Annotated in this window: 15 protein-coding genes, 1 pseudogene and 1 riboswitch; of the genes and pseudogenes, 3 read left to right on the top strand and 13 right to left on the bottom strand. The window is 67.0% G+C overall.

Going from position 1 to position 23,428, the window contains the following annotated elements; all coding sequences use genetic code 11:
• Positions 1-52 precede the first annotated feature (52 nt).
• Genes LXT13_RS10705 through LXT13_RS10680 form a run of 6 tightly spaced genes read right to left on the bottom strand, consistent with a single transcriptional unit; the run spans position 53 to position 5,530 of the window.
• On the bottom strand, positions 53-2,044 hold the full coding sequence (locus LXT13_RS10705; RefSeq protein WP_233371905.1) for a hybrid sensor histidine kinase/response regulator: 1,992 nt from the start codon (positions 2,042-2,044) through the stop codon (positions 53-55).
• Positions 2,041-2,889 carry a sensor histidine kinase gene (locus LXT13_RS10700; RefSeq protein WP_233371904.1) on the bottom strand — a complete coding sequence of 283 codons (849 nt, stop codon included), beginning with the start codon at positions 2,887-2,889 and terminating at the stop codon, positions 2,041-2,043. Before LXT13_RS10700 ends, LXT13_RS10705 begins: the two co-directional genes overlap by 4 nt.
• 16 nt (positions 2,890-2,905) lie before the next feature.
• Positions 2,906-3,889 (bottom strand): ATP-binding protein, encoded by a 984-nt coding sequence (locus tag LXT13_RS28795; protein WP_233371903.1) that lies wholly within the window; start codon positions 3,887-3,889, stop codon positions 2,906-2,908.
• Between the two features lie 4 nt (positions 3,890-3,893).
• A complete protein-coding gene (locus LXT13_RS10690) occupies positions 3,894-4,298 on the bottom strand; it encodes an anti-sigma regulatory factor (RefSeq protein ID WP_233371902.1) in 405 nt (134 codons plus the stop codon).
• Positions 4,282-4,665, bottom strand: coding sequence for an STAS domain-containing protein (locus tag LXT13_RS10685; RefSeq protein WP_233371901.1), 384 nt, complete (start codon positions 4,663-4,665; stop codon positions 4,282-4,284). Before LXT13_RS10685 ends, LXT13_RS10690 begins: the two co-directional genes overlap by 17 nt.
• A 1-nt stretch (position 4,666) precedes the next feature.
• The gene (locus LXT13_RS10680) at positions 4,667-5,530 is read right to left on the bottom strand and encodes an STAS domain-containing protein (protein ID WP_233371900.1); all 864 of its coding nucleotides are present in this window, start codon (positions 5,528-5,530) and stop codon (positions 4,667-4,669) included.
• Positions 5,531-5,839: 309 nt separating this feature from the next.
• Positions 5,840-6,013: riboswitch (yybP-ykoY riboswitch) on the top strand.
• Between the two features lie 2 nt (positions 6,014-6,015).
• Between LXT13_RS10680 and LXT13_RS10675 the strand changes: the two genes are divergently transcribed.
• Entirely contained in the window at positions 6,016-6,594 is a 579-nt protein-coding gene (locus LXT13_RS10675; RefSeq protein WP_233371998.1) for a TMEM165/GDT1 family protein, read from the top strand.
• Between the two features lie 743 nt (positions 6,595-7,337).
• Here LXT13_RS10675 and LXT13_RS10670 read toward each other — a convergent pair.
• The 3 genes from LXT13_RS10670 to LXT13_RS10660 form a co-directional block, all read right to left on the bottom strand.
• Positions 7,338-8,276, bottom strand: a complete 939-nt coding sequence (locus tag LXT13_RS10670; protein WP_233371899.1) for a diguanylate cyclase — start codon at positions 8,274-8,276, stop codon at positions 7,338-7,340.
• Positions 8,273-10,831, bottom strand: coding sequence for a response regulator (locus LXT13_RS10665; RefSeq protein ID WP_233371898.1), 2,559 nt, complete (start codon positions 10,829-10,831; stop codon positions 8,273-8,275). The genes LXT13_RS10670 and LXT13_RS10665 overlap by 4 nt, the downstream gene beginning before the upstream one ends.
• A 190-nt stretch (positions 10,832-11,021) precedes the next feature.
• A complete protein-coding gene (locus LXT13_RS10660) occupies positions 11,022-12,698 on the bottom strand; it encodes a bifunctional metallophosphatase/5'-nucleotidase (protein WP_233371897.1) in 1,677 nt (558 codons plus the stop codon).
• A gap of 388 nt (positions 12,699-13,086) precedes the next feature.
• On the opposite strand from LXT13_RS10660, the gene LXT13_RS10655 reads away from it, so the two are divergent.
• The gene (locus tag LXT13_RS10655) at positions 13,087-16,614 is read left to right on the top strand and encodes a TonB-dependent receptor (protein ID WP_233371896.1); all 3,528 of its coding nucleotides are present in this window, start codon (positions 13,087-13,089) and stop codon (positions 16,612-16,614) included.
• Between the two features lie 521 nt (positions 16,615-17,135).
• Here LXT13_RS10655 and LXT13_RS10650 read toward each other — a convergent pair.
• The 4 genes and pseudogenes from LXT13_RS10650 to LXT13_RS10635 form a co-directional block, all read right to left on the bottom strand.
• Complete coding sequence (locus LXT13_RS10650; RefSeq protein ID WP_474100262.1) at positions 17,136-17,639, bottom strand: VapC50 family PIN domain-containing toxin; 504 nt, start codon at positions 17,637-17,639, stop codon at positions 17,136-17,138.
• Positions 17,640-17,706: 67 nt separating this feature from the next.
• Entirely contained in the window at positions 17,707-18,174 is a 468-nt protein-coding gene (locus LXT13_RS10645; RefSeq protein ID WP_233371895.1) for a helix-turn-helix domain-containing protein, read from the bottom strand.
• Positions 18,171-18,494 (bottom strand): annotated as a pseudogene (locus LXT13_RS10640) (helix-turn-helix domain-containing protein); the annotation flags it as partial. The gene LXT13_RS10645 and the pseudogene LXT13_RS10640, both read right to left, overlap by 4 nt.
• A 402-nt stretch (positions 18,495-18,896) precedes the next feature.
• Positions 18,897-20,381 carry an NAD-dependent succinate-semialdehyde dehydrogenase gene (locus tag LXT13_RS10635; protein ID WP_233371893.1) on the bottom strand — a complete coding sequence of 495 codons (1,485 nt, stop codon included), beginning with the start codon at positions 20,379-20,381 and terminating at the stop codon, positions 18,897-18,899.
• Positions 20,382-20,474: 93 nt separating this feature from the next.
• On the opposite strand from LXT13_RS10635, the gene alaS reads away from it, so the two are divergent.
• On the top strand, positions 20,475-23,099 hold the full coding sequence (alaS, locus tag LXT13_RS10630; protein ID WP_233371892.1) for an alanine--tRNA ligase: 2,625 nt from the start codon (positions 20,475-20,477) through the stop codon (positions 23,097-23,099).
• Positions 23,100-23,428 lie beyond the last annotated feature (329 nt).

The raw sequence follows: 23,428 nt of genomic DNA, 5'->3' as shown, positions 1-23,428 counted from the left end.
CAGGCAATAGTGACTTGCGACGTGCGGGGCACAGCGCCGAATCGTCACTACGTCACTCGGCCAGCAGCCGTTCCAGCGCCTGCAACAGTAGATGGGGGCGCAGCGGCTTCGCGAAATGCTCGTCGAAGCCAGCTTCCAGCGATTGGTGGCGGTCTTCGGGACGTCCGAACGCTGTCAGGGCGATCGCCTTCAGTGGTTGACCGTGACGTGCGCGTACGGCATGGGCACGGAGCTCGCGCATCAGCGCATAGCCGTCCTTGCCGGGCATGCCGATGTCGCTGATCAACACGTCGAAGGATTGCTGCGCGACCGCAGCCAGCGCGTCGTCCACACTGGTGACGACCACGGCATGCGCACCCTTCTCGCCCAGCACTAGACGGAGCATCGCGCCAGCATCGCGGTCGTCGTCCACGACGAGCACTCGCCGGTTCTGCAACGACTTGGCGTGAGAGTCAGACTCTCGTTCTACCGGTGGCACAGGCGACGCCGGGTCGCTCGCCACGCTACCCGCCTGAAGCGGTAGCCAGACTTCGAAGGTGGCGCCACGGTCCGTCCCTTGGCTATGTGCGCTGACGCGGCCTCCGTGCAATTCGACGATGTGCTTCACGATAGAGAGCCCCAGCCCGAGGCCACCGTGCCTGCGGTTGCTGGCCACATCGCTCTGGGTGAACCTCTCGAAAACGTGTGGCAGAAACTCCGCGCTGATGCCCTGGCCCTGATCGATGACAGCGATGGCGACCCCCCCGCCAACGTCGCGCGTGCGCAGCGTGATCTCACTGCCGGCGGGTGAGAACTTGGCCGCGTTGCCAAGCAGGTTCCACAGCACCTGCTGGATGCGAGAGCCATCGGCGTGCAGCGGTTGGTCAATGGCGTCGAGCTCCAGCTTCAGTCGTTGGTTGCGCTCGTTGAAGGTCGCCTGCACCGCGTTAACCGTCGCGTCGATGAGCTCGCGCAGGTCCACGGGTTCGAGTGCCAGCGGCAGTTTGCCGATGTTCATCCGGGACATGTCTAGGATGTCCGAGATCATGCGCGCCTGCACGGTGACGTTGCGGTCAATGGCCGCTGCGGCGCGCTCCAGCATGTCGGGCGTTGGGCGCTTCTGCAGCACATGCGCCCAGCCCATGATGGCGTTCAGTGGCGTCCGCAGCTCGTGCGACAGCACGGCGATCAGCTCATCCTTCATGCGGCTGATGCGCTCAGCCTCGCTGCGCGCGTCCCGTTCGCGATCCAGCAGCGACTCGCGCTGGCGGGCCAGCTCGATGCGGGGCCGAAGATCGACGGCCATCGCGAGGCAAACGCGTGGCTCGATGTCCGGCACGGTCGACCATTCCAGCGGTATCTCGTTGCCGTCGGGGTCCTGCAGGGCGAGTTCCCGCGTGGCGCTGTCCTGCGCGCTGGCGAGCGCTGCACCAAAGGCCGATGCCTGCGCACGGCGCTCCGGAGTGGCGAAATCGGCCAATGGCCTGCCGACGACTTGGCCCGCGTCACGGCGCAGCAGCGCCAGCATGGCGGGGTTGGCGTCCAGCACGGTACCGTTGACGCTGTCCAGCAGACACACGCCCACCGGCGCTCGCGCATACACCGCCCTGAAGCGCGACTCGCTGCGCCGCATCGCATCTTCTGCGGCGCGGGTGCGCACCAGCGCCTGGATGGTCGACACCAGGACGGCCGGCTCCACCGGGTGGGTCAGGTACGCGTCGGCGCCGGCATCAAGGCCGCGCACCTTGTCCTCGTCGCTGAGGAAGGCGGCGGTGAGGTGGACGATGGGTACGCGGCGTGTGCCCGGCTGCGCGCGCAGCCGGCGGCACACTTCGAAGCCATCGATGTCGGGCAAGTGGATGTCCAGCACGATCGCACCGAGTGCCCCGTCGGCCAGCATCAGCGCCTCGGCGCCGGTGGCCGCCTCCAACGTAGGGAAGCCGGCGGCGCCGAGCTGGCGTACTGTGGTGTAGCGGCCGACCGGGTCGTCGTTGACGATGAGTAACCGGTGGCGCGAGCGGTCCACGCTGCGCTGGCCGCCGTCGAGGGCGTCCAGGTCGGTCATGAAGGCTCCTGCGCGCGCAGCCGCAGCGGCACAGTGACGGAGAACGTGGAGCCCATCCCGATGCTGCTCTCCAATGCAACGTGGCCCCCCAGCAGTTCGGCCAGGCGCCGGCTTAGCGACAAGCCAAGCCCCGTGCCACGCAGGCGCTTCTGGATGGGCGAGTTCACCTGCGTGAAGTCCTGGAAGATGGCTTCATGGAACTCCGGCGCGATGCCGATGCCGGTGTCGGCGACGGAGAACGTCATGGTGTCATCGTCACCTCGCACGGCTGTCACCCTCACCTCGCCGCGCTGCGTGAACTTGAGCGCATTGGAGATGAAGTTGCGCAGGATCTGCGAGAGCTTGGCGTCGTCCGTGTAGAGCGGCGCGGCACCCTGAGGGTCTTCGAAGATCAGCTGCACTTCCGGGTTGACGAGCACCGGCTTGAACATGCCGCGCAGCGCGGCGAACAGGTCGACGAGATCAAACCAGGCCGGGGAGATGTCGATGCGGCCGGCCTCCACCTTGGCCAGGTCGAGCAGGTCGTTGACCATCTCGGCGAACTCCTCCGAGGTGGTGCGGATGAAGTTGATCTGCTTTTCCTGCTCGACGGTGAGCGGCCCATCCACACGGTCCAGCAGCAGCCGCGTGAGGCTGCGGATGGAAGAGATCGGGGTGCGGAACTCGTGGCTCATGTAGGCCAGGAAGCGGCTCTTGAGTTCGGTGGCCTGGCGCAGTTGCTGGGCCTGCGTGTCGAGCTCGGCGTAGAGGGCCAGCACGCCCCGGTTGGTCTCATCCAGCTCGGCCTGCAGGGCGGCGAGCTGGGTGCGCGCGTCGGCCAGTTCCTGTTGAAGCGTGCTGCTCATGGCGGAAGACAACTCCTCAAGGGCGTCGTTTGACGACGACGACCGTTGCGTCGTCACGCCCGCGGCAATGATCACGCAATATCCAGCCGGCGATGACAGCCGGGTCGCACTGCAGCAGGCCCGGCGCGTCGTCGATCGTCCAGCGCGTGACGATGCCGTCCGAATGGAGCACGAGAATCGCATGCGCCGGCCAGTCGTAGCGCATGTCCTGCAACCGGCGTATCTGCACGCCTAGCGTGCCGTGCTGTGACATGAGGCTGCGGTCCTGCACGCCGGAGATCAGGCGCGCGCAGATGTTGCCCGCCCCGGCGAAGCGCAGACCGTCGGCATCGCAGTGCACCAGCGCGGCGGCGGCTCCCCGGGTGTGGCGCATCGACTCGTGGGCGCGCTGCAGCAGTTCAGCCGGACTGTTGGTGCGCGTCTCGGCCAGGCTGGCGATCGCGGTGTCGGCCGCCACGGCGGCGTCGACGCCATGGCCCAGACCGTCGGCCAGCAGCAATAGAAGTTGATTGCCATCACGGCGCTCGCCCCAGCTATCCCCGGAGACGCGCTCCCCAGGCGCTGGCAGGCCGAGGGCTGCCACGTCGAAGCGGCTGGCATCCTCTTTCGGCGCCGCGCCGCGGATACGCGCTGCGATGACGGTGCCGCGGCCCGGTAGCGAGTAGGCCGAAAAGCGGTCGACCGCGCGCCGCGCGGCGCCCAGCCCTTGCCCGGCGGACCCCGCGGTCGAGAAACCGTCACGTTCGCAGCGCGCCAGGTCCATGCCGGGGCCGCGGTCCCAGGCCACCACGTCGATCTCGCCCTGCGCGCCCCGGCCGAACAACATCGCGCCCTCGCGCGCATGGCGGACGAGGTTGGTGCCCAATTCAGTCACGGCCAGCGCCAGCCTGCCGGCGGCCACCTCGTCGAATCCGTTGTCTTGCGCCATCGCCTTCGCTGCACGGCGGGCTTCGCCCACTTGGCTCGCCTCTTCGACGGCGAAGCGTTGATGCGGTGTCACGGGTTCACTTCCAGCGTGTGATGGTCACGCGCGTACCGCGTCCGACCGCAGTATCGATTTCGAACTCGTTGACGAGGCGCTTGCTGCCCGACAGGCCCATGCCAAGGCCGCCGCCGGAGGTCCAGCCGTCCTTCAACGCGAGGTCGAGGTCGGGGATGCCCGGGCCCTGGTCGACGAACGACAGCCGCAGCCCGGAGCGCACGCCGTTGTGCACCAGCGACCACTCCATCGCGCCCCCGCCTCCGTAGATGAGCGTATTGCGGGCCAGCTCGCTCGCGGCGGTGATCATCTTGGTCTGGTCGACCAGCGAGAACTTGAGCTCCTGTGTGAGCTTGCGGACTTGCTGACGTGCCAGCACGATATCGGTCTCGCTGGCGACCGGCAGGTGCCCTTCACTCGGCGGCGTCATCGGTGGCGGCCTCGGCTTGGGCCGCGCGCAGCAGGTGCATGCCGCGCTCGACGTTGAGGGCGGTGCGCACACCGTCCAGTGACAGGCCCAGCTCGACCAGCGTGATGGCCACCGCCGGTTGCATGCCCACGACGACGGTCATGGCGTCCAGCACGCGGGCAATCCCGGAAATGCTGGCCAGCATGCGGCCGATGAAGGAGTCGACGATTTCGAGGGCGGAGATGTCGATCAGCACGCCGCGGGCGCCGCTGCGTTCGATCTTGGCAGCCAGGTCGTCCTGCAGTGCCAGCGCGGTCTGGTCCTGCAGGTCGACCTGGATGGTGACCAGCAGGCAGCTGCCCATCTGGAGGATCGGGATGCGCTGCATGTCAGGGTGCGGTGACTTTGCCGCGTGAGACGACGAACCCAGCGCGCTTGAGCGCGAGCGCCAGCGCGTCGGCCAGCGTCGCCTTCGTCGTGATGCCTTGGAGGTCGATGCCGAGGTGCACGATCGTCTGGGCGATCTGTGGGCGGATGCCGCTGATGATGCAGTCCGCGCCCATCAGGCGGATGGCGGTGACGGTCTTCAGCAGGTGCTGCGCGACCAGCGTGTCGACCGTCGGAACCCCGGTGATATCGATGATGGCCAGCTCGGATTCAGTCTCGACGATACGCTGCAGCAGCGCCTCCATGACGAGCTGCGTCCGGACGCTGTCGAGGGTGCCGATCATCGGCACGGCGAGCACGCCGTCCCACAGCTTGACGACTGGGGTGGACAGCTCCAGCAGCTCCTGCTGCTGGCGGACGATGATCTCTTCGCGGGTGCGTTGGTAGGTCGTCACCGTGAACTGCGCCATCTTGTCGACCAGTGTGGAGATCTCCCACGTCAGGTCCAGCAAGGTGGCCGTATCACCGGCGTGGCGGCGCTGCAGGCCGGCGAACAGCGCCCGCTTGAGCGCCAGCACCAGGCGGCTGGTGTCGGCCGCGGTGAAGCCTTGGGCCGCACGCGATTTCGACAGGGCTTCGAGGTTCGCGCGCAGGGCCATCCATGCCGCGCCAGTGTCGAACTCATCGGCCGCGCTGCCGCTGCGCACGCCCGTGGCCAGGGCGTCTAGCAGTCCAGCGGTCTCGCGGGGATCGGCGGTGCTGGACCGACTGCCCTCGTGGGCAGCAATTTCCGTCTGCCACTCGGCGAGGACCTGGTCACGGGATTCGTCCAGTAGCGCGCCGACCGCTGCCATGGGCTTGTTCATACTGTCCTCAGCGAGAGTAGCCCTGGGCGGGCGGGTGGGGGGGACTGGGGAGCGGACGGCAGCGCAGACCGAAGCCCTCGGCTCATATTACCCGTGGTGAGGGTCGGGGCAGAAGTCACCGCCTGGCTGGTTGGCGCCGCTTCCCTAACGACGCGGTCCATGGCCGCTGTCGCAGCACCCGACCGCAGCTGGGCAGGTGTATGTCGCCCATGGAGGCGTATGCATGGGCCGTGGCCATTTTCTGGCTGTAGATCGTCAGCTGGAATTTGCCCAGAGCGAGCGTCGCTGACTCCGGGGGCGCGCGATAATGTTGCCGTCACTGGGGAGTAGCCGCTCTTCGTCCGAAGAGGCTGACGTCAACACACTTGGCCCGCAGGCCATGGCGTCAGCAGTTCCAGACCTGGCAAGACCTTTGACCACATCGCCTCCGCACTGGCCGGGGAGGCGACGTGGTCATTCGTCTTGGAACCGGCCGTGGAACCTTTGTGGAAGCACTCTTTGTCTCAACGGGCGTCGTGGCCCTGGCCGAAATCGGTGACAAGACTCAACTCCTGGCCTTCATCCTGGCAGCCCGTTTCAAGAAGCCATGGCCCATCATTGCCGGCATCCTGTGCGCGACCATCGTGAATCACGGCGCTGCCGGCGCCTTGGGTGCCTGGATCACGTCGGCGGTGTCTCCTGACGTCCTGCGTTGGGTGCTGGGCGCGTCGTTCATCGGCATGGCCATCTGGACGCTCATTCCGGACAAGATCGAGGAAGAGGAGACGCAGGTCGCCAAGCGCTTCGGCGTTTTCGGCGCTACGGCGCTGACCTTCTTCCTGGCTGAGATGGGAGACAAGACGCAGATCGCCACGGTGGCGATGGCGGCTCACTTCGCCAACCCCGTCTGGGTGGTCATCGGCACGACGCTGGGCATGCTTTTGGCTGACGTGCCAGCAGTGTTCCTTGGTGACAAGCTGGCCAACCGAATTCCGATGAAGTTGGTGCACTCCATTGCGGCAGCCATCTTCGCGCTGTTGGGCGTAGCGACACTCCTGGGTGCAGGGGCAGCACTCGGCTTTTGACGGGCGTTCCAGCGCGATTTGCTGCCGACAATCTGCGCTCTTCACGGATGGCATTGCCATGAACCCAGCGCCTGGTTCCTGGCCTTCGCCGTCCAGTCGGTAGCCCTCGACACTGATCGAATCGGCTGACGGCCCGGCAACAGAACCGGGTTCAGCCGCCTCCAGCGGGCTCAGCCGGGCACTGCAGCCCCGCCTGCCACCTGCCTAGCTGGCGTCGCGCTCCGTCGAAGATGGCACCGGCGGTGCGCTCGGGAAAGCCCGCCGGTAGTGGCCCTTTCACCGCAGCGATGGCCGGCTCCACCCTGGCCACCAGCGCCTGCATCGCCTCCCAGGCACCTTTTCCACCCCGCTGCGTTGGGCTAGCCCTGCCAATGGCGCGTCTGGATGCGGTCAAGTTGGTAGTGCACGTTCCTAGAGCGGAACAGACCGAGATGACGTCGTAAAGCGGAGTCATGCGGTAGCCGTCGCCGGGCAGCAGGAAGATGGAGAAGTTCTTGGCTTGACCGTCGGCCGTGCGACCGCCTCGTCGTTCATCGGCTCGTAGTCGACCCTGTCGAAGCCGGTCGGTTGCTGCCCGGGCGACTAAATCAAGAAATCGCCTTTGAACGATGGCGGGACCACATCGCCTGAAGGCGATTTTTCAAACCGTGTTGGCCTGTCTCCTCCAGCTAAGACCGGGGGCTGAAGCGAAAAACAGTTTGCGAGCGGCCGAGACCCTGCGTCGTTTCTGCTGGCTGGGAGCCTCAGCTCCCCACCCAGCTGACACGCCCGCGGCCGGCCGCCTTGGCGATGTAGAGCGCCTTGTCGGCCGCCTCGACGAGGCCGTCGGCCTGGCAGCCGGCGCTGACGCCCAGGCTGATCGTCACGCAGCCGCCGACGCCGGGATGCGGCAGCGCCAGCGAGCGCACGCGCTCCTCCATCAGTTGCGCCACGCCGATGGCGCCGGCCAGGTCGGTGTCGGGCAGCAGGCAGACGAATTCCTCGCCGCCATAGCGGGCCAGCAGGTCGGTGGGTCGGCGCAGGCAGGCGCGCAACGTGCCGGCCACGCGGCGCAGGCAGTCGTCGCCGGCTAGGTGGCCCAGCGCATCGTTGTAATGCTTGAAATGGTCCACGTCGGCCAGCGCGACGCCCAGCGGGCTGCGGGTGCGCTGGGCGCGTCCCGATTCGGCCAGGAAGCGCTCGTCGAAGTGGCGGCGGTTGTAGACGCCCGTGAGCCCGTCGACGAAGGCGAGCGTGCGCAGCAGGTCCGACTGCGCCTTGAGCGTCAGCTGGGTGCGCACGCGGGCGCGCACCACAGTGGGATTGAAGGGCTTGGTGATGAAGTCCGCCGCGCCGGCGTCCAGCGCGCGCGTCTCGTCCTCGGGCCGGTCCTGCGACGTGACGAAGATGACGGCGATGGCGCGCAGCAGCGGGTCGGCCTTGAGCTCGGCGCAGAGCTCATGCCCGTCCATGCCGGGCATCTGCACGTCCAGCAGCACGACGTCGGGCTGGCGCTCGCGGCACAACTGCAGCGCACGGGCGCCGTGGGTGGCCATCAGCACCTGGCAGTCGGCGGCGAAGACGCGATGCAGCGCCTGGATGTTGGCCGGCTGGTCGTCGACCACCAGCAGGCGCGGTCGGCGGCCGGGCGCGGACTGCCCGGGCTGCAGTGGCGTGTGCTCCGGCAGGCTGAGCTGCATCATGACGGCACCGTATTCAGCGTCGTGCGCAGCTGGCGGCAGAGGTCCAGCGCGCGGTCGAAGTCCAGCAGCGCCATGGCCTCGTCCAGCCTGGCGGCGCGGGCATCCTGCAACTGCTGACGCAGGGCCTGGTGCAGGTCCAGGGCTTCCAGGTCGGAGCCGGCGAGGCGGTCGATCAGCACGTCGAGCTTCGCAGCGAGGCTGGACGCGTCGGCGGCCGCGAGCTCGGGCGGCGGCTGCCGGCCCGCCGTCAGGTCGGCGGCGAAGCGGTCCAATGCGGCCAGGTCGGCCTCGCGGCGTTCTAGGAAGCGACGGCGCCATTCATCATCGGGCCGGGCCGCGTGCTCGCCCTCGCCGGCCAGCGCGGCCAGTTGCTCGGCGCCCAGCATCGCCGCAAGGCCGCGGTAGCCGTGCAGGCTGCGGGCGGCGGCGCTGCCGCCCTGGGCCAACTGGCTCACCAGTTTTCGGTCCTGCTCGTGGAGGGCTGCCAGCGTGCGCTCGAAGAGCTCCACGCGGCCCGACATGCGCGCCAGTGCCTCGGCCAACGCGATGCCCGCGCGACCGGCGTCGTCCAGCAGCGTTGGCGGCAGCTCGGGGGGGGCGGCCGGGTGTGGGCCGGGCACCGGCGCCACCCCACAGCGGCGCATCAGCACGGCGACGACGGTGTCGGGGTCGAAGGGCTTGCCGATGTGTTCGTCCATGCTGGCGTCCAAGCAGGCCTGGCGCTCCTGTGCGAGGGCGCCGGCCGTCATCGCGATGACTGGCAGCGTCAGGCCCAGCTGGCGGCGGATCAGCCGCGTAGCCGTGGTGCCGTCCATGACGGGCATCTGCACGTCCATCAGCACGGCGTCGAAGCCGACCTGGCCGCGCGTCTGCGCCAGCAGCGTCAACGCCTGCTGGCCGTCGCCGGCCACCGTGACGGCCGCGCCTTCGAGTTCCAGCAGCTCGCGGGTGACCTGCTGGTTGCCGGGGTTGTCTTCCACGACCAGCAGGCGCAGCCCGGCCAGCCGCTGCGGTGCCGCTTCGGGGGCCGCGGCGTGGCTGCTGCGGGCCTGCCGCCCGCACGACACCGCCTGGTTGAGCATGGCTGCGGTGATGGGCTTGACGAGGAATCCGTCCAGCAGCGCCTGTTCGGCGGCCGAGCGCTGCGCCAGGCGTTCGCGGTCGTGGCCGGTGACCATCAGGATCAGCGGCTCCGGTCCCAGCTGACGGCGCAACTGCACGGCGGTCTGCCAGCCATCCATGCCGCGCATGACCCAGTCCAGCAGCACGACGTCCGGGGGCTCGGCACTCGCTTGCGCCAGCGCCTGCTCGCCGCTGCCGGCCGCCCGCACCTGCCAGCCGAGCGACTCGGCGAGCGCGCCAATGAGGCGTCGTGCCTCCGCGTGGTCGTCCACCACCAGGGCCCGCAGCGGCTGGCGCGGCGCGGTGGCGGGCATGTCGGCAGGCAGCGGGAAGCCGAGCGTGAAGCTGAAGCAGCTGCCCCGGCCCGGCGCGCTGTCGACATGGATGTCGCCCCCCATCAGCCGCACCAGGTGGCGGCTGATGGCCAGGCCCAGGCCGGTACCGCCGAAGCGTCGCGCGGTGGACGCTTCGGCCTGCGTGAAGCCAGCAAAGATGCGCTCCAGCTGATCCGGTGCGATGCCGATGCCGGTGTCGCGCACCGTGAAGACGAGCGTGACGGCGTCTGCCGTGCGGGAGATGCGCCGAATGCCCATCACCACCTCACCCGCGGCGGTGAACTTGACCGCATTGCCCGCCAGGTTGACGAGGACCTGCTGCAGCCGCATCGCATCAGCGACCACCAGCGGCGGGAGGTCCGGGTCCAGGTCGAAGAGCAGCTCCAGGTCGTGCTTGTCGTTCTGCGCGGCGAGGATGACGGACAGGTCGCGCAGCAGCTCGTCGAGGCGCGTGGGGTGCGGGTCGAGCCCGAGGTGGCCGGCCTCGATCTTCGAGAAGTCCAGAACGTCGTTGAGTAGGCCCAGCAGCCCGCGGGCGGCGCCCTCGGCCTTGACGGCGTAGTCACGCTGGCGGGCGTCGAGCAGCGTCCGCTGCAGCAGCCGCAGCATGCCTAGCACGGCGTTCATCGGCGTGCGGATCTCGTGGCTGATGTTGGCCAGGAAGCGCGTCTTGGCCTGGGAGGCGCGCTCGGCGGCCAGGCGGGCCTGGGACAGCGGCGTCAGGTCCAGGCAGGTGAGTACGAGGCCGCCCGGCAGCGCCGAGCCTTCGGGCAGGATGGCGGTGCGTGCCTCGATGAGGCGGTCGCCGCTGCGGCAGGTTTCCAGGCGCCCGCCGACGGTGCGGCGGCCCAGGGCCAGTGCGGCCTCGACGCTGGCCCGCGCGGCGTCGCCCTGGCCGTAGTCGCCGCGTGCGGCGAAGAACGCGACGAGGTCGTCGAAGTGCAGCGGCTGGCGGGCGAACAGCGAGGCCGGCGCGTCGAGCAGGCGTTCGAATTCCGGGTTGTGCGTCACCAGCCGGCGCTCGGCGTCGAAGACGGCGAGGCCGCAGGGCAGGTGAGACAGCACCTCCGGCAGGAACGGTGCCAGCGCCGCTGTCATGGGCCCGCCTTCGGTCTCCGACCTGCGCTGCATGCTCGATGCCGCCATCGCACCCCCGAACCGCTGGAGCCCGGCTGCCGCGCCGGGCCTGCCGAGTCTAGGACGAGCGGGCCGCCGGCCAGTGTGGGGTCGCCGCAACCGGCGACAGTCCGGGACTAAGGACTCTCCCTAGGCCCGGCAGGCGTCAAGCCTAGTCCCGCACGATGCGGCCGGGCGCCGCACGCTGCAGCGCCTGCGGGTCGCCGCGCAGCGTTTCCGTCAGGGCGTCGATGTCGGTGCCCAGCACGGCGCGATTGCGCCCCAGCCGGAAGCCGCCCTGGGTCTCGCCGCCTTCGGCCAGGAAGCCGTTCACGACGACGCGGTAGTCACGCCCGGGCTCCAGCGGTCGGCCATCGACAAGCACGTCGCCGAGCTCCGGCGTGCCATCGGCCGCCGTGCGCCAGCGGTAGCGCAGCGTCCACGACGGCTGCAGCAGATGCGGCTGAGCGCCGGCCTTGGGCAGCTGGCTTTGCAGCATGTCTCGGAGCTGCTGGCCAGTCATCGTCAGCGCGACGATGTCGTTGCCGAACGGCTGGATGCCCAGCAGGTCGCTCATCGTCGTGGGCTTGCCGGGTTCCACGACCAGATCGGCACGGATGCCGCCCGGGTTCATGAAGGCGATGTCGGCTGGCCCCTGCTTGCGCGCGAACGTCAGCTGGCTGTCGGCGATGAGGTTGCCCAGCGGGGCGTCGGCGTACGGCTCTTTCGGGTGGCGGGTGGCGCCCTGGCTGAGCGTGACGACGGGTCGCAGCCGCACGGCCTCCGTCATCGCGGCGGCGCGTGCCACCAGCGCGGCCAGTGCCGGGTTGGGCGCGTAGGCGGACTGCAGCACCGGGTGGTTGACGGCCTGCGCGTCGAGCACATGGCCCTGGGCGTCCACCTTCAGTCGGCTCTCGGTGATCCAGCCGCCGTAGCTGCCCGCCTGCACGACGAGGCGGCCATTGATCTTGCAGGTGTAGGCGTGGTGGGTGTGGCCGCCGATGATGATGGCGTAGGCCGGGTCCAGGCGTCGGGCGATGTCCTGCACGCGGCCGGTCAGCGTCGGGCAGGCGTAGCTCGGGTCGTTGGCATCGCTGCCGGGGCCCTGCAAGCCGCCCTCGTGCATGACGGCGACGAGCACCTGCGCACCTTCGGCCTTCAGCTGGGGCACGAGGGCATTGAGCGTGTCGGCCTCGTCGGCGAAGCGGATGCCCTGGATGGCGCGAGCCACGATGACCTGCGGCGTCGTCATCGTCGCGACGCCGGCGATGGCCACCTTGATGCTGCCGGCCTGGCGGATGACGTGTGTGGGCAGCAGCGGCTGGCCGGTGGCGGCGTCCAGCACGTTGGCCCCGAGGTACGGGAAGCCCGGCCCCTTGAAGCCAGGCCACAGGCATTCGGTCGGTGCGCATTCGCCGCGCGCCTTGCGCTGCAGTTCGGGCAGGCCGGCGTCCAGCTCATGGTTGCCCAGCGCGCTGGCGGCGATGCCGAGCTCCGACATCGCCGCGAGCGACGGTTCGTCGTGGAGCAGGCTGGAGATCAGCGGCGACGCGCCGATCAGGTCGCCACCGGCCACGACCAGCGCGTCCGGGTGGCGGGCCTTGAGCTCTGCCATCGCCGTGGCGAGGTGGGCCACGCCGCCTGCCGGCTGCGCCTTGACGCTGCCGGTGGACGGGTCCGGCGCACGGGCCATCACCGGCGTGGGACGGCTGGCCTGCAGGTTGCCGTGGAAGTCGTTGATGGACAGCAGCGTCAGCTCGACGGGCGGCGGCGGTGCAGGCGTGGCGCAGCCGGCCAGCGCGGCCGCGAGTGCGAGGCCCAGGGCGGTGAAAAGCGGTTTGGAAGCCATGGCAGGGGAGGGGGAAGGAGCCGGAAGTGTCGTTGTTTTACTAACCTGTCGCACTTTCGCCACGCGTGTCGCCGGAATGGGGGAATGGCCCAAAACAGGGTGAAACGCGCGGCGTTGGTGCGCCGATGGCGCGTTGCCTCACAGGGTAGATCCACGAAAGAAGCCTTCTTCCAGCCTGAAAACTCACACCAAACCGGTGCGGTTCGGACCTCGTTTTCAGCCCTTTGTGTCGCGCTTCTGACTTACCCGTAAAGATTCGTCATAAAACTTCATGACAATTTCGCTCCATCGTTGAGAACGCTTGGCGGTAACCCTGAGGCTCCTGCATGACGACGTCGTGTCAGCCAGCCCGCGGGTGACCGGAGCACGACTACACAGGAGTGATGGAATGAACAGCAGGCTTGGTAGCGGATGGCCGTTGTCGGCGTTGTGTGCAGCAGTGGCCATCGTCGCTGCAGCTCCCGCGATGGCGCAAAACACGACGGCAGCGATCGGCGGCCGCGTCACGACGCCCGAGGGCCAGCCGGTGGCTGGTGCCACCGTCACGATCGTGCACCGCGAATCGGGCTCGACGAACACGCTGCTGACCGATGCCGAGGGCCGCTACAGCGCCCGCGGCCTGCGCGTCGGCGGCCCGTACACCGTGACGGTCACCAAGGGCGCAGACCGCACGAGCCAGGATGACATCTACCTGCAGCTCGCCGAGAGCCTGAACTACGACATCCGCCTGGGCTCGCAGACGCTGCAGGCCGTGGTGGTGACGGGCACCGCTGCCTCGGCCAACAACAAGTTCAACAGCTCCAACGCGGGCGCGGGTACGAGCCTGGGTCGCCAGGAGCTGGATGCCTACGCGTCCATCGCGCGCAACCTGCAGGACTACGCCCGCCAGGACCCGCGACTGGCTCAGACGGACAAGGAGCGCGGCGAGATCTCAGCCGGCGGCCAGAACTCGCGTTTCAACTCGATCACCGTCGACGGCGTCAAGATCAACGACACCTTCGGTCTCGAAGCCAACAACCTGCCGACCATCAAGCAGCCGATTTCGATCGATGCGATCCAGTCGGTGCAGGTGAACATCTCCAACTACGACGTCACCCAGCAGGGCTACACCGGCGCCAACATCAACGCGGTGACGAAGTCGGGTACCAACGACTTCAAGGGCAGCGTCTATTACGTGTTCCGCGACGACGAGATGACCGGTCGCCGCTATGACCGCCAGAAGGGCACACAGTTCGGCTTCCTGCCATTCACGGAAAAGACCATCGGCGCCACGTTGGGTGGTCCGATCATCAAGGACAAGCTCTTCTTCTTCGCCAGCTACGAGGAACTGAAGAGCAACCGTGCCCAGCCTGAGTTCGGCCCGGTCGGCGGACCGCTGACGAACGTGGCGATCACGCAGACCGCGATCGATGCTGCGACGAAGATCGCCAAAGACAAGTACGGGATTGCTGTGGGCGACACCAACGCTCCGGCGCCCGTGACCGTGAAGGACGCGCTGATCAAGCTCGACTGGAACATCAACGAGAACCATCGGGCCAATTTCCGCTACACCAAGACGGACCAGGACGAAACGAACTTCGGCGCCTTCAGTGCGACGGGCCTGAACCTGACGTCGTGGTGGTGGAACCAGAAGAAGACGATCGAGACCGTCGTCGGCCAGTGGTTCGCCGACTGGACGCCCAACTTCTCGACCGAGCTCAAGCTCTCCAACCGTGACTACCACAGCGAGCCGCAGAACAACAGCAAGCTGCCGGCGATCGGGCTGTCGTTCTCCGGTCCCGCGCCGGCGGGTGCGCCGACCGGTGTCAACACCGGCACGCGATTCTTGAATTTCGGCACAGAACTCAGCCGTCAGTTCAACGTGCTCGACACGAAAACCGTCGACGGGTATTTCGGTGCGAACTGGGTGCTGGGCGACCATGAGCTCAAGGCCGGTGCCGACTACAGCAACAACAAGATCTACAACGCGTTCTTCCAGAACGTGAACGGCAACTACACGTTCAACTGCTCCAACACCTTCACCTACGACAACGTCCCCGGCATTGCCAAGGGCGGGACCATGAACTGCTCGCCGAACACGACAGGTTGGACGCCCGCGCAGTTGACGTTCCTGGCTTCGCAAGTCGAAGCGGCGGTGTTGGAGAACTTCACCCGAGGCCGCTACAGCGGGTTCCAGGTCCAGATCCCTCAGAAGGGCAAGACGCTGGACGACGGCATCGCTAAGTGGTCCATGGCGAATACCGGCTTGTTCCTGCAGGACACCTGGACGGTCAACAACCGGCTGACGCTCGGCGTCGGGCTGCGCTATGACCGCACGTCGGTGCCGGACGCTCCCGCCCAGAATGCGTCGGTGCTGGCCGCGCCGGTGGTCGGTTCGGTCAACGGTAGCCTGGTGACCCGTGCCAAGGGTGGCTTTGGCTTGAACAATGCCATCACGGCCGACGGCCGGGATCTGGCTCAGCCGCGCGCCTGGTTCAGCTACGTGCTCGACGACAAGGCCAACCAGAAGAAGCAGGTCCGTGGCGGCTTCGGTCTGTTCCAGGGCGCTGCGGCCACGGTGTGGATGTCCAATCCCTTCTCCAACACGGGGCTGGCCACGGGCTTCGTGGGCTGCGGCAATACCGGCTTCCTGAACTGCGTCGTCGGCACGACCACGGACGACGGCAAGTTCAACCCCGACCCGAGCAAACAACCTACCACTGGCTTCGGTGCTGCGGCAGCGAACGTCGACCTCATCGATGCGTCGCTGAGGCAGCCTTCGGTCTGGAAGTTCAACCTGGCCTTCGATGCCGAACTGCCCATGAACCTGGTCGCAGGCGCCGAATGGGTGAATACGAAGGTCAAGGATGGCCTCTATTACCAGCATCTGAACCTTGGCGCACCGACGCGCACGGGCACGGACGGACGGGAGCTCTATTACACGCCGGCCGCGTACAACCCCGCCTGCTGGAACTCGACCGGCGGCACCATCACGACGGGTGCGGCCTGCGCCACCTCGGCGACGAACTCCGGGGTGCGCAGCCGGGCGCTGTCGAATGACCTCTACAACAACGTGCTGCTCGCGACCGGCACCAACAAGGGCGGCGGCAATGCGGTCACCCTTTCGCTGGGCAACAACAAGCCGATCTACGGGCTGAACTGGCAGGTCGCCTATACCCGCACATCGGCCACGGAAGTCAGCCCGTTGTCCTCCTCGGTGTCCAACTCCAACTTCAACGGCCGCTCGGTCTTCAACCCAAACGAGAACGTCGATGCGAACTCGATCTACTTGGTGAAGGATCGCGTCAACGCGTCCCTGAACTGGTCCCAGGCCCTGATCGGCAAGTACAAGACGACCGTGGGCGTGTTCTATGAAGGTCGCAAGGGCAAGCCCTACAGCTGGACCTACCGCAACGACCTGAATGGCGACGGTGTGTCGGGCAATGACCTGATGTACATCCCGAAGGCGCCGGGTTCAGGTGAGGTGGTGTTCTTCGGCGACACGGCCTCCAACCACAGCAATGAAGATCTGTTCTGGAGCGTCGTGAATTCAAGCAAGGCCTTGCGTGACGCCAAGGGTGGCGTGGTCAAGCGCAACAGCGCCTTCTCGCCCTTCGTGAACAGCTTCGATGTGCGGGTGAGCCAGGAAATCCCCGGCTTCACGGCCAAGCACAAGGGGGTGTTGACGCTGGACATCCTGAACTTCGGCAACCTGATCAACAACCGTTGGGGCCGCATCAACGAGATCAACTTCCAGTCGGCGGGTGGGCAGCGGCGAGGTTTTGTCAACTACGTCGGTCTGGATCCCAGCGGCAAGTACATCTACGCCGTGGCGAAGAACAACGATGGCAGCGTGAACGTGGATGACTACACACAGCGCCAGGTCAAGGGCGAGTCCCAGTGGGCCATGCAAATCACCGCCAAGTACGAGTTCTGATTCCAAGAACTACAGGCCGCCACAAGCGGCCGTCTTTGGCAAAGGGCCCCCGCAAGGGGCCCTTTTTAATGGGTGCGCCCAGCATGGGCGCACATCCTGGAGGTGCAAGTCCTCCCAGCTGGTCACAGCGAAGCGCCTGCCAGCCCGAACTCACGCGGGATGAGCGAGCAAAGCCATTCGTTCCCTACCGAGTCTGCCCTGCAAAACGTCTGGAACCCGCATGAACACTGGTGATGCGGGGTGAATGCCGATGGTGTGAACGGCGGTCAGGAACCGCGTCTATTCGGCGGTGAGGACGCGGTTTTGCTCGAAGGAGCAGTTCTAGGCGGGTAGGTGCCATCCATGGCGGCGCTACGGGCGTCGGGGCGGTGACCCGCTCTATCGCTGGGGGAGGGGGGCACAATCACGTTGAACATCGCGCTCGCCAGCGGCTCCTCGGCGGTGCGGTGTCCCAAGGCATCGAGCTGCTAGCTTCCAGCTGTCCAACTTCTGGGGGTCAGTTCAAAACCGGTGCGATTTACTCAGAGCACCGTCCGGAAACCCGCGAGGTTCCTAGCCGTACGGATCAGGCCCTGCTTCAGCAGGATCTCCAGGTAGCGGTCGGCATCGATGGGGGGATTCTTCAGTGTGTGGCGCTGCTTCTGTGCGGCAGCCACCACCGCGGCCTGGTCCAGATCGAAGAGGTTGTCGATGAACTCGTCGGGATGCTGAACTTCGATGCCAAAGGGAGCCAGTCGATCCTCGGGGAAGTCTCGCTCGTTGAATGTGACGATGACGCTGGCGCCGCAGCGGATGGCGGCCGCAAGGACGTGTCGATCGTCCGGGTCGGGAAGGTTCAGCCCCTCGATCAGTGCCTCGTGACCGGTCACGAGTGCGTCTGGAACAGCGGCGTTCATGCACTCGACGGTGCGCTGCAGGTTGGCGGGATCAAGCTCGGGGCGGTTCTTCCGCAAATTTCTCACCCACTCGTCATGGATGAGGTCGGTCCACCGTGCACGGAACCGCCCTGACAAGGCCAGCCACATCAGGAAGTCCCGCAGCGGGGCGGATACAGAACGCAGGCGTCGAAGACTGCCGTGAACGGCGAGCTCTTCATTCGTAGCCCATCTGTAGAGCCTGTGCCTGCGAAGCAAGTTCTTCCATGGCCGCGGCGCTCCGCTCTTCCTGGGCTGTCTTGTATGACATCAGGTCAGAGAAGCGAACTCGGCGATGCTTGCCTGCCTTGTGGAAGGGCAGCGCACCCGACTCAAGTAGCTTGACCAGGTGAGGGCGTGACACGTTCAGCATGTCGGCGGCCTCCTGCGTGGTCAGCTCCGCGTGGATGGGGACGACCTTGACGGCGTTGCCGTCGGCCAGCTCCGACAAGATGTCGACCAGCAGACGCAGGGCGGAGGTCGGTAGCTCGACAACGTGAGCCTCGTTCTTCTCGTCGAAGATTTGGATCCGCTGGGTCTCGAACTGCGTCGATAGAAGCGCAGCCAGTGCGCGCTGACCTTGCGTGGCCGCAGCAACTTCGCGGGCAACCGGCAGGGATGCTTCGAAGGTGGTGGACTGGGTCATGGTGAACTGCTCCGCGTGGCTGGTAACTGGACAGCGATCTTATTCGAAATAGACGAAATGCGCAGCAAGCGAAACGGGTGGCTGACGGCCTCGAACTGCAACCGCAGATCGTCGGACGGGCCGCGCTCGGCCTCGTCGAAAACGAGCTGATCCAGGCTCACATGCAGCGCTCGCGCCAAGCCGACCAAGGCTTCGAGCGTGGGCTGTGCGTTGCCGGCCTCGTAGCGGCGAACCTGGTTCACATGGACCCCGGCGGCATCGGCCAGCGCCTGCTGCGTCATCGACGCTTGGCGGCGGATCTGGATCAGGCGGGCAGCAAAGCGCGAGACGGGTGCGGCGAGCGTGGCTGCGAAGCCCCTGACACCGGGGAAGGGATTGAGTGCCAGGCGGTTACGCGATCAGCCGCCAAGTGACCACCAATGCAGGAGTAGCTCGCCGATCTGGCTAGCTGGGTGTGTGAGCATGCGAGGCCTGCTCATGGCCGGTCTTCGGTGCACCGACCTTGGCGGCCAGCTTGTCGACGAAGGCGTCGTACACGCCTGCTTTCAGGAGCAGGCGGCGGGCGCAGACATAGGTCCGCCCCCGCGTTGCGAGACGAGCACGCTGGCGGCATCGTTGTGCGGTCGAATGATGCGACCGGCGATGTGGGGCCGCGCCGGCCTGAGCGCAGATACGTCCATAGCTAAGGCCATCGCTCGTCAGGTCGACCTTCGAGCCTTCGCCTATTTCTGGATGTCCCCCAGGCACAGGTACTTCACCTCCAGGTAGTCCTCGATGCCCTGGCGGCCGCCCTCGCGGCCTAGGCCTGATTGCTTGACGCCGCCGAACGGCACCTCGGCCGTGGAGATGAGGCCGGTGTTGATGCCCACCATGCCGTACTCCAGCGCCTCGCCGACGCGGAAGATGCGGCCGACGTCGCGGCTGTAGAAGTAGCTGGCCAGGCCGAATTCCGTGGCGTTGGCGAGCTGGATGGCCTCGGCCTCGGTTTGGAACTTGAACACCGGCGCCACCGGCCCGAAGGTCTCCTCGCGGGAGCACAGCATCTGCGGCGTCGCGTCCGCCAGCAGCGTCGGTTCGAAGAAGTGGCCGGCGTCGGTCGCCAGCCGCTTGCCGCCGACGACGAGCCGCGCCCCCAGCGCGATTGCGTCGGCCACGTGGGTCTCGACCTTCTGCAGCGCGGCCTCGTCGATCAGCGGGCCGACGTTGACGCCGGCCTCGAAACCGTTGCCGGTCTTCAGCGCCGCGACCTTGGCGGCCAGTTTCTCGACGAAGGTGTCGTACACGCCCGCCTGCACGTAGAGGCGGTTGGCGCAGACGCAGGTCTGCCCGGCGTTGCGGTACTTGCTGGCTAGCGCGCCGTCGACGGCGGAATCCACGTCGGCATCATCGAAGACGATGAACGGGGCATTGCCGCCCAGCTCCAGGCTGAGCTTCTTGATCGTCGGGGCGCACTGCGCCATCAGGATGCGGCCCACCTCGGTCGAGCCGGTGAATGACAGATGGCGCACGAGGTCGCTCTCGCACAGCAGCTTACCGATCTCGATGGAGCGCTGCGAGTCGCCCGTCAGCACGTTCAGCACGCCCGCCGGCATGCCGGCGCGCTGGGCCAGTTCGGCGGCGGCCAGCGCCGTGAGCGGCGTGGCCTCGGCCGGTTTGATGAGCACCGGGCAGCCGGCCGCCAGCGCGGGCGCGACCTTGCGCGTCATCATCGCCAGGGGGAAGTTCCAGGGCGTGATGGCGGCGCACACTCCCACGGCCTGCTTCAGCACGAGGTAGCGCTTCGTGGGGTCGGTGGTAGGGATGGTCTCGCCGTAGACGCGCTTGGCCTCCTCGCCAAACCAGTCCAGGAAGCTCGCGCCGTAGACGACTTCCCCGCGTGCCTCGGCCTGCGGCTTGCCCTGTTCGGCTGTCATGAGCCGGGCCAGGTCGTCGGCATGCTTGATGAGCAGTTGCTGCCAGCGAAGCAGCACGGCGGCGCGTTCCTTGGCCGGCTTGCTGCGCCAGGCGTTCAAGGCGTTGCCGGCGGCGGCCAGTGCGGACTCGACGTCGGCGCGGCCCAGGTTGGGCACACGGGCCAGTTCGCGGCCGGTGGCCGGGTCGGTCACGGCGAAGCTTTCGCTGCCGCCCACCCATTCGCCGTTGATCAGGGCCTGGCTGCGCAGCAGGCTGGGGTCGTCCAGCTGCTCCAGCGGGGAATTCGCGTCCATCGGGGTCTCCAGTCGGGTCAACGGGCACTCTACCGCCGCCCCCTCCCTACAATCCGACCTCTTTGTCACTGACCTTTTCCAGGAAGCCCCGGGATGAAAGCCGCCGAGATCCGCCAGACCTTTCTGAAGTTCTTCGAGTCCAAGGGTCACCAGATCGTCGCCTCCAGCCCCGTGGTGCCTGGCGATGACCCCACGCTGCTGTTCACGAACGCGGGCATGAACCAGTTCAAGGACGTCTTCCTGGGCTTCGACAAGCGCGCCTACACGCGTGCGACGACCAGCCAGAAGTGCATCCGCGCCGGTGGCAAGCACAACGACCTGGACAACGTCGGTTACACCGCGCGCCACCACACCTTCTTCGAAATGCTGGGCAATTTCAGCTTCGGCGACTATTTCAAGAAGGACGCGATCTCCTACGCCTGGGAGCTGCTGACCCAGCACTTCAAGTTGCCGGCCGACAAGCTGTGGGTCACCGTCTACCAGGACGACGACGAGGCGTACGAGATCTGGAACAAGATCGTTGGCGTGCCCGCCGAGCGCATCGTGCGCATTGGCGACAACAAGGGCGCGCGCTACATGTCCGACAACTTCTGGATGATGGGAGACACGGGCCCCTGCGGCCCCTGCACCGAGATCTTCTACGACCACGGCCCCGACGTCGCAGGCGGCCCCCCGGGGTCGGCCGAGCAGGACGGCGACCGCTACATCGAGATCTGGAACAACGTCTTCATGCAGTTCAACCGGACTGAAGACGGCGTTATGCACAAGTTGCCCAAGCCGTCGGTGGACACCGGCATGGGCCTCGAGCGGCTGGCGGCGGTGCTGCAGCATGTGCACAGCAACTACGAGATCGACCTGTTCGTGAACCTGCTGGCCGCGGCCAAGAAGGCCGTGGACGAAGCCGGCGGTGGGGACTGCGACAAGGACAGCCCGTCGTTGAAGGTCATCGCCGACCACATCCGCGCCTGCTCCTTCACTGTCGTCGACGGCGTCATTCCCGGCAACGCGGGTCGTGGTTATGTGCTGCGCCGCATTGCCCGCCGCGCCATCCGCCACGGCTACAAGTTGGGCGCGCGCACGCCGTTCTTCCACAAGCTCGTCGCGGCGCTGGTCGCCGAGATGGGCGACGCCTACCCCGAGCTGCGCCAGTCCGAGAAGCGCGTCACCGACGTGCTGAAGCAGGAGGAGGAGCGCTTCTTCCAGACCATCGCCACCGGCATGGAGATCCTGGAAGGCGCGCTGTCCAAGGGCGGCAACGTCGACGGCGACACCGCCTTCAAGCTGCACGACACCTACGGTTTCCCGGTCGACCTGACCGCCGACGTCTGCCGCGAGCGCGGCGTGACGGTGGACGAGGCCCGCTTCCACGAACTGCTGGAAGAGCAGAAGGCCCGCGCTCGTGCGGCCGGCAAGTTCAAGATGGCGCAGGGCCTGGCCTACAGCGGCGCGCCTACCGCGTTCCATGGCTATGACGGCCTCACCGTCGAGACGGCCAAGGTCACCGCCGTCTACGTGGACGGCGCGCAGGTGGATGAAGCACACGCCGGCGACGACGCCGTCATCGTGCTGGACCAAACCCCCTTCTACGCCGAGAGCGGCGGCCAGGTGGGCGACGCTGGCGAGTTGCGCAACGGCACGACGCGCGTCGTCGTCGCCGACACGATCAAGATCCAGGCCGATGTTTTTGGCCACCATGGTCAGGTCGTCGAAGGCACGGTCAAGGTCGGGGACACGTTCACCGCCAAGGTCGACACCGAGCGCCGCGCCAAGACCGTGCGCAACCACAGCGCCACCCACCTGATGCACAAGGCCCTGCGCGAGGTGCTGGGCGGCCATGTGCAGCAGAAGGGCTCGCTGGTCAATGCCGAGCGCACTCGATTCGACTTCGCGCACAACGCGCCGATGACGGCCGAGGAGATCCGCGAGGTCGAGTCGCTCGTCAACGCCGAGATCCTGGCCAACGCCGGTGCACAGGCACAGGTTATGGCGCTGGAGGACGCGCAGAAGTCCGGCGCGATGATGCTGTTCGGCGAGAAGTACGGTGAGACCGTGCGCGTGCTCAGCATCGGCTCGTCCAAGGAGCTGTGCGGCGGCACGCACGTGAAGGCGACCGGCGACATCGGCCTGTTCAAGATCGTCGCCGAGTCGGGCGTGGCCGCCGGCATCCGCCGCGTAGAGGCCGTCACCGGCGATAACGCGCTGGCTTACCTGCAGATGCTTGAAACCACCGTGCAGGGGGCAGCGATGACGCTGAAGACCTCGCCGCACGAGCTGGGCCAGCGCCTGCACGGCGTGCTGGAGCAGGTGCGCCAGCTCGAGAAGGAGCTCACCGCCGCGAAGAGCAAGCTGGCCTCCGCTCAGGGCGATGAGCTGCTGGCCCAAGCGGTGGACGTCAAGGGCCTGAAGGTGCTGGCCGCCAAGCTCGAAGGCGCCGATGCCAAGACGCTGCGCGAGACGATGGACAAGCTCAAGGACAAGCTGAAGACCGCGGCCATCGTGCTGGCAGCGGTGGACGGCGACAAGGTTCAGCTGGCCGCCGGTGTGACCGCCGACAGCGTGGGCAAGGTCAAGGCTGGCGAGCTGGTGAACTTTGTCGCCCAGCAGGTGGGCGGCAAGGGCGGAGGCAAGCCCGACATGGCCATGGCTGGCGGTACGCAGCCGGCCGGCGTGGCTGCGGCGCTGAGCAGCGTTGTGGGCTGGGTAGCCGAGCGCGTCTGATCCGGGTTCGGGACAACTGGCAGCCTGATGAGCTGCCTGCTCTAGAAGAGGGGGGCGCCCAAGCCCCGAGCAGATGGCTTACCTGCGCCGCCCGGTGTCAATCCATCTCTGTGTCATCGCTCGCGCCAGGTCATAGCGGGCACAGTTGAGCTGATCCAATTGATCCAGCTCGGTGTTCGCGATGCAACGCAACGTCGCCAGGTCACCGGCGTCGAATGGCTATTCTTGTGGCTCTGTTAGCGATACGTATTGATGGCCGTCGTAGGGGCTCCGGCGCCGACACGAAAAAAGCCCGCTTGTCGCGGGCCTGTTCGTTGGGGCGTGGGCGG

This window comes from Pelomonas cellulosilytica, assembly GCF_021353265.1.
Lineage (GTDB): Bacteria > Pseudomonadota > Gammaproteobacteria > Burkholderiales > Burkholderiaceae_C > Pelomonas > Pelomonas cellulosilytica.
The sequence above is the reverse complement of the archived record's forward strand: the minus strand, read 5'-3'. Positions and strand labels throughout refer to the sequence as shown.

Bases quoted from the DNA above. Each gene is read 5' to 3' on its own strand.
- LXT13_RS10705 (WP_233371905.1), bottom strand. From the start codon at position 2,044: ATGACCGACCTGGACGCCCTCGACGGCGGCCAGCGCAGCGTGGACCGC.
- LXT13_RS10700 (WP_233371904.1), bottom strand. From the start codon at position 2,889: ATGAGCAGCACGCTTCAACAGGAACTGGCCGACGCGCGCACCCAGCTC.
- LXT13_RS10690 (WP_233371902.1), bottom strand. From the start codon at position 4,298: ATGACGCCGCCGAGTGAAGGGCACCTGCCGGTCGCCAGCGAGACCGAT.
- LXT13_RS10685 (WP_233371901.1), bottom strand. From the start codon at position 4,665: ATGCAGCGCATCCCGATCCTCCAGATGGGCAGCTGCCTGCTGGTCACC.
- LXT13_RS10680 (WP_233371900.1), bottom strand. From the start codon at position 5,530: ATGAACAAGCCCATGGCAGCGGTCGGCGCGCTACTGGACGAATCCCGT.
- LXT13_RS10670 (WP_233371899.1), bottom strand. From the start codon at position 8,276: ATGATGCAGCTCAGCCTGCCGGAGCACACGCCACTGCAGCCCGGGCAG.
- LXT13_RS10665 (WP_233371898.1), bottom strand. From the start codon at position 10,831: ATGACAGCGGCGCTGGCACCGTTCCTGCCGGAGGTGCTGTCTCACCTG.
- LXT13_RS10660 (WP_233371897.1), bottom strand. From the start codon at position 12,698: ATGGCTTCCAAACCGCTTTTCACCGCCCTGGGCCTCGCACTCGCGGCC.
- LXT13_RS10655 (WP_233371896.1), top strand. From the start codon at position 13,087: ATGAACAGCAGGCTTGGTAGCGGATGGCCGTTGTCGGCGTTGTGTGCA.
- LXT13_RS10650 (WP_474100262.1), bottom strand. From the start codon at position 17,639: ATGTGGCTGGCCTTGTCAGGGCGGTTCCGTGCACGGTGGACCGACCTC.
- LXT13_RS10645 (WP_233371895.1), bottom strand. From the start codon at position 18,174: ATGACCCAGTCCACCACCTTCGAAGCATCCCTGCCGGTTGCCCGCGAA.
- LXT13_RS10635 (WP_233371893.1), bottom strand. From the start codon at position 20,381: ATGGACGCGAATTCCCCGCTGGAGCAGCTGGACGACCCCAGCCTGCTG.
- alaS (WP_233371892.1), top strand. From the start codon at position 20,475: ATGAAAGCCGCCGAGATCCGCCAGACCTTTCTGAAGTTCTTCGAGTCC.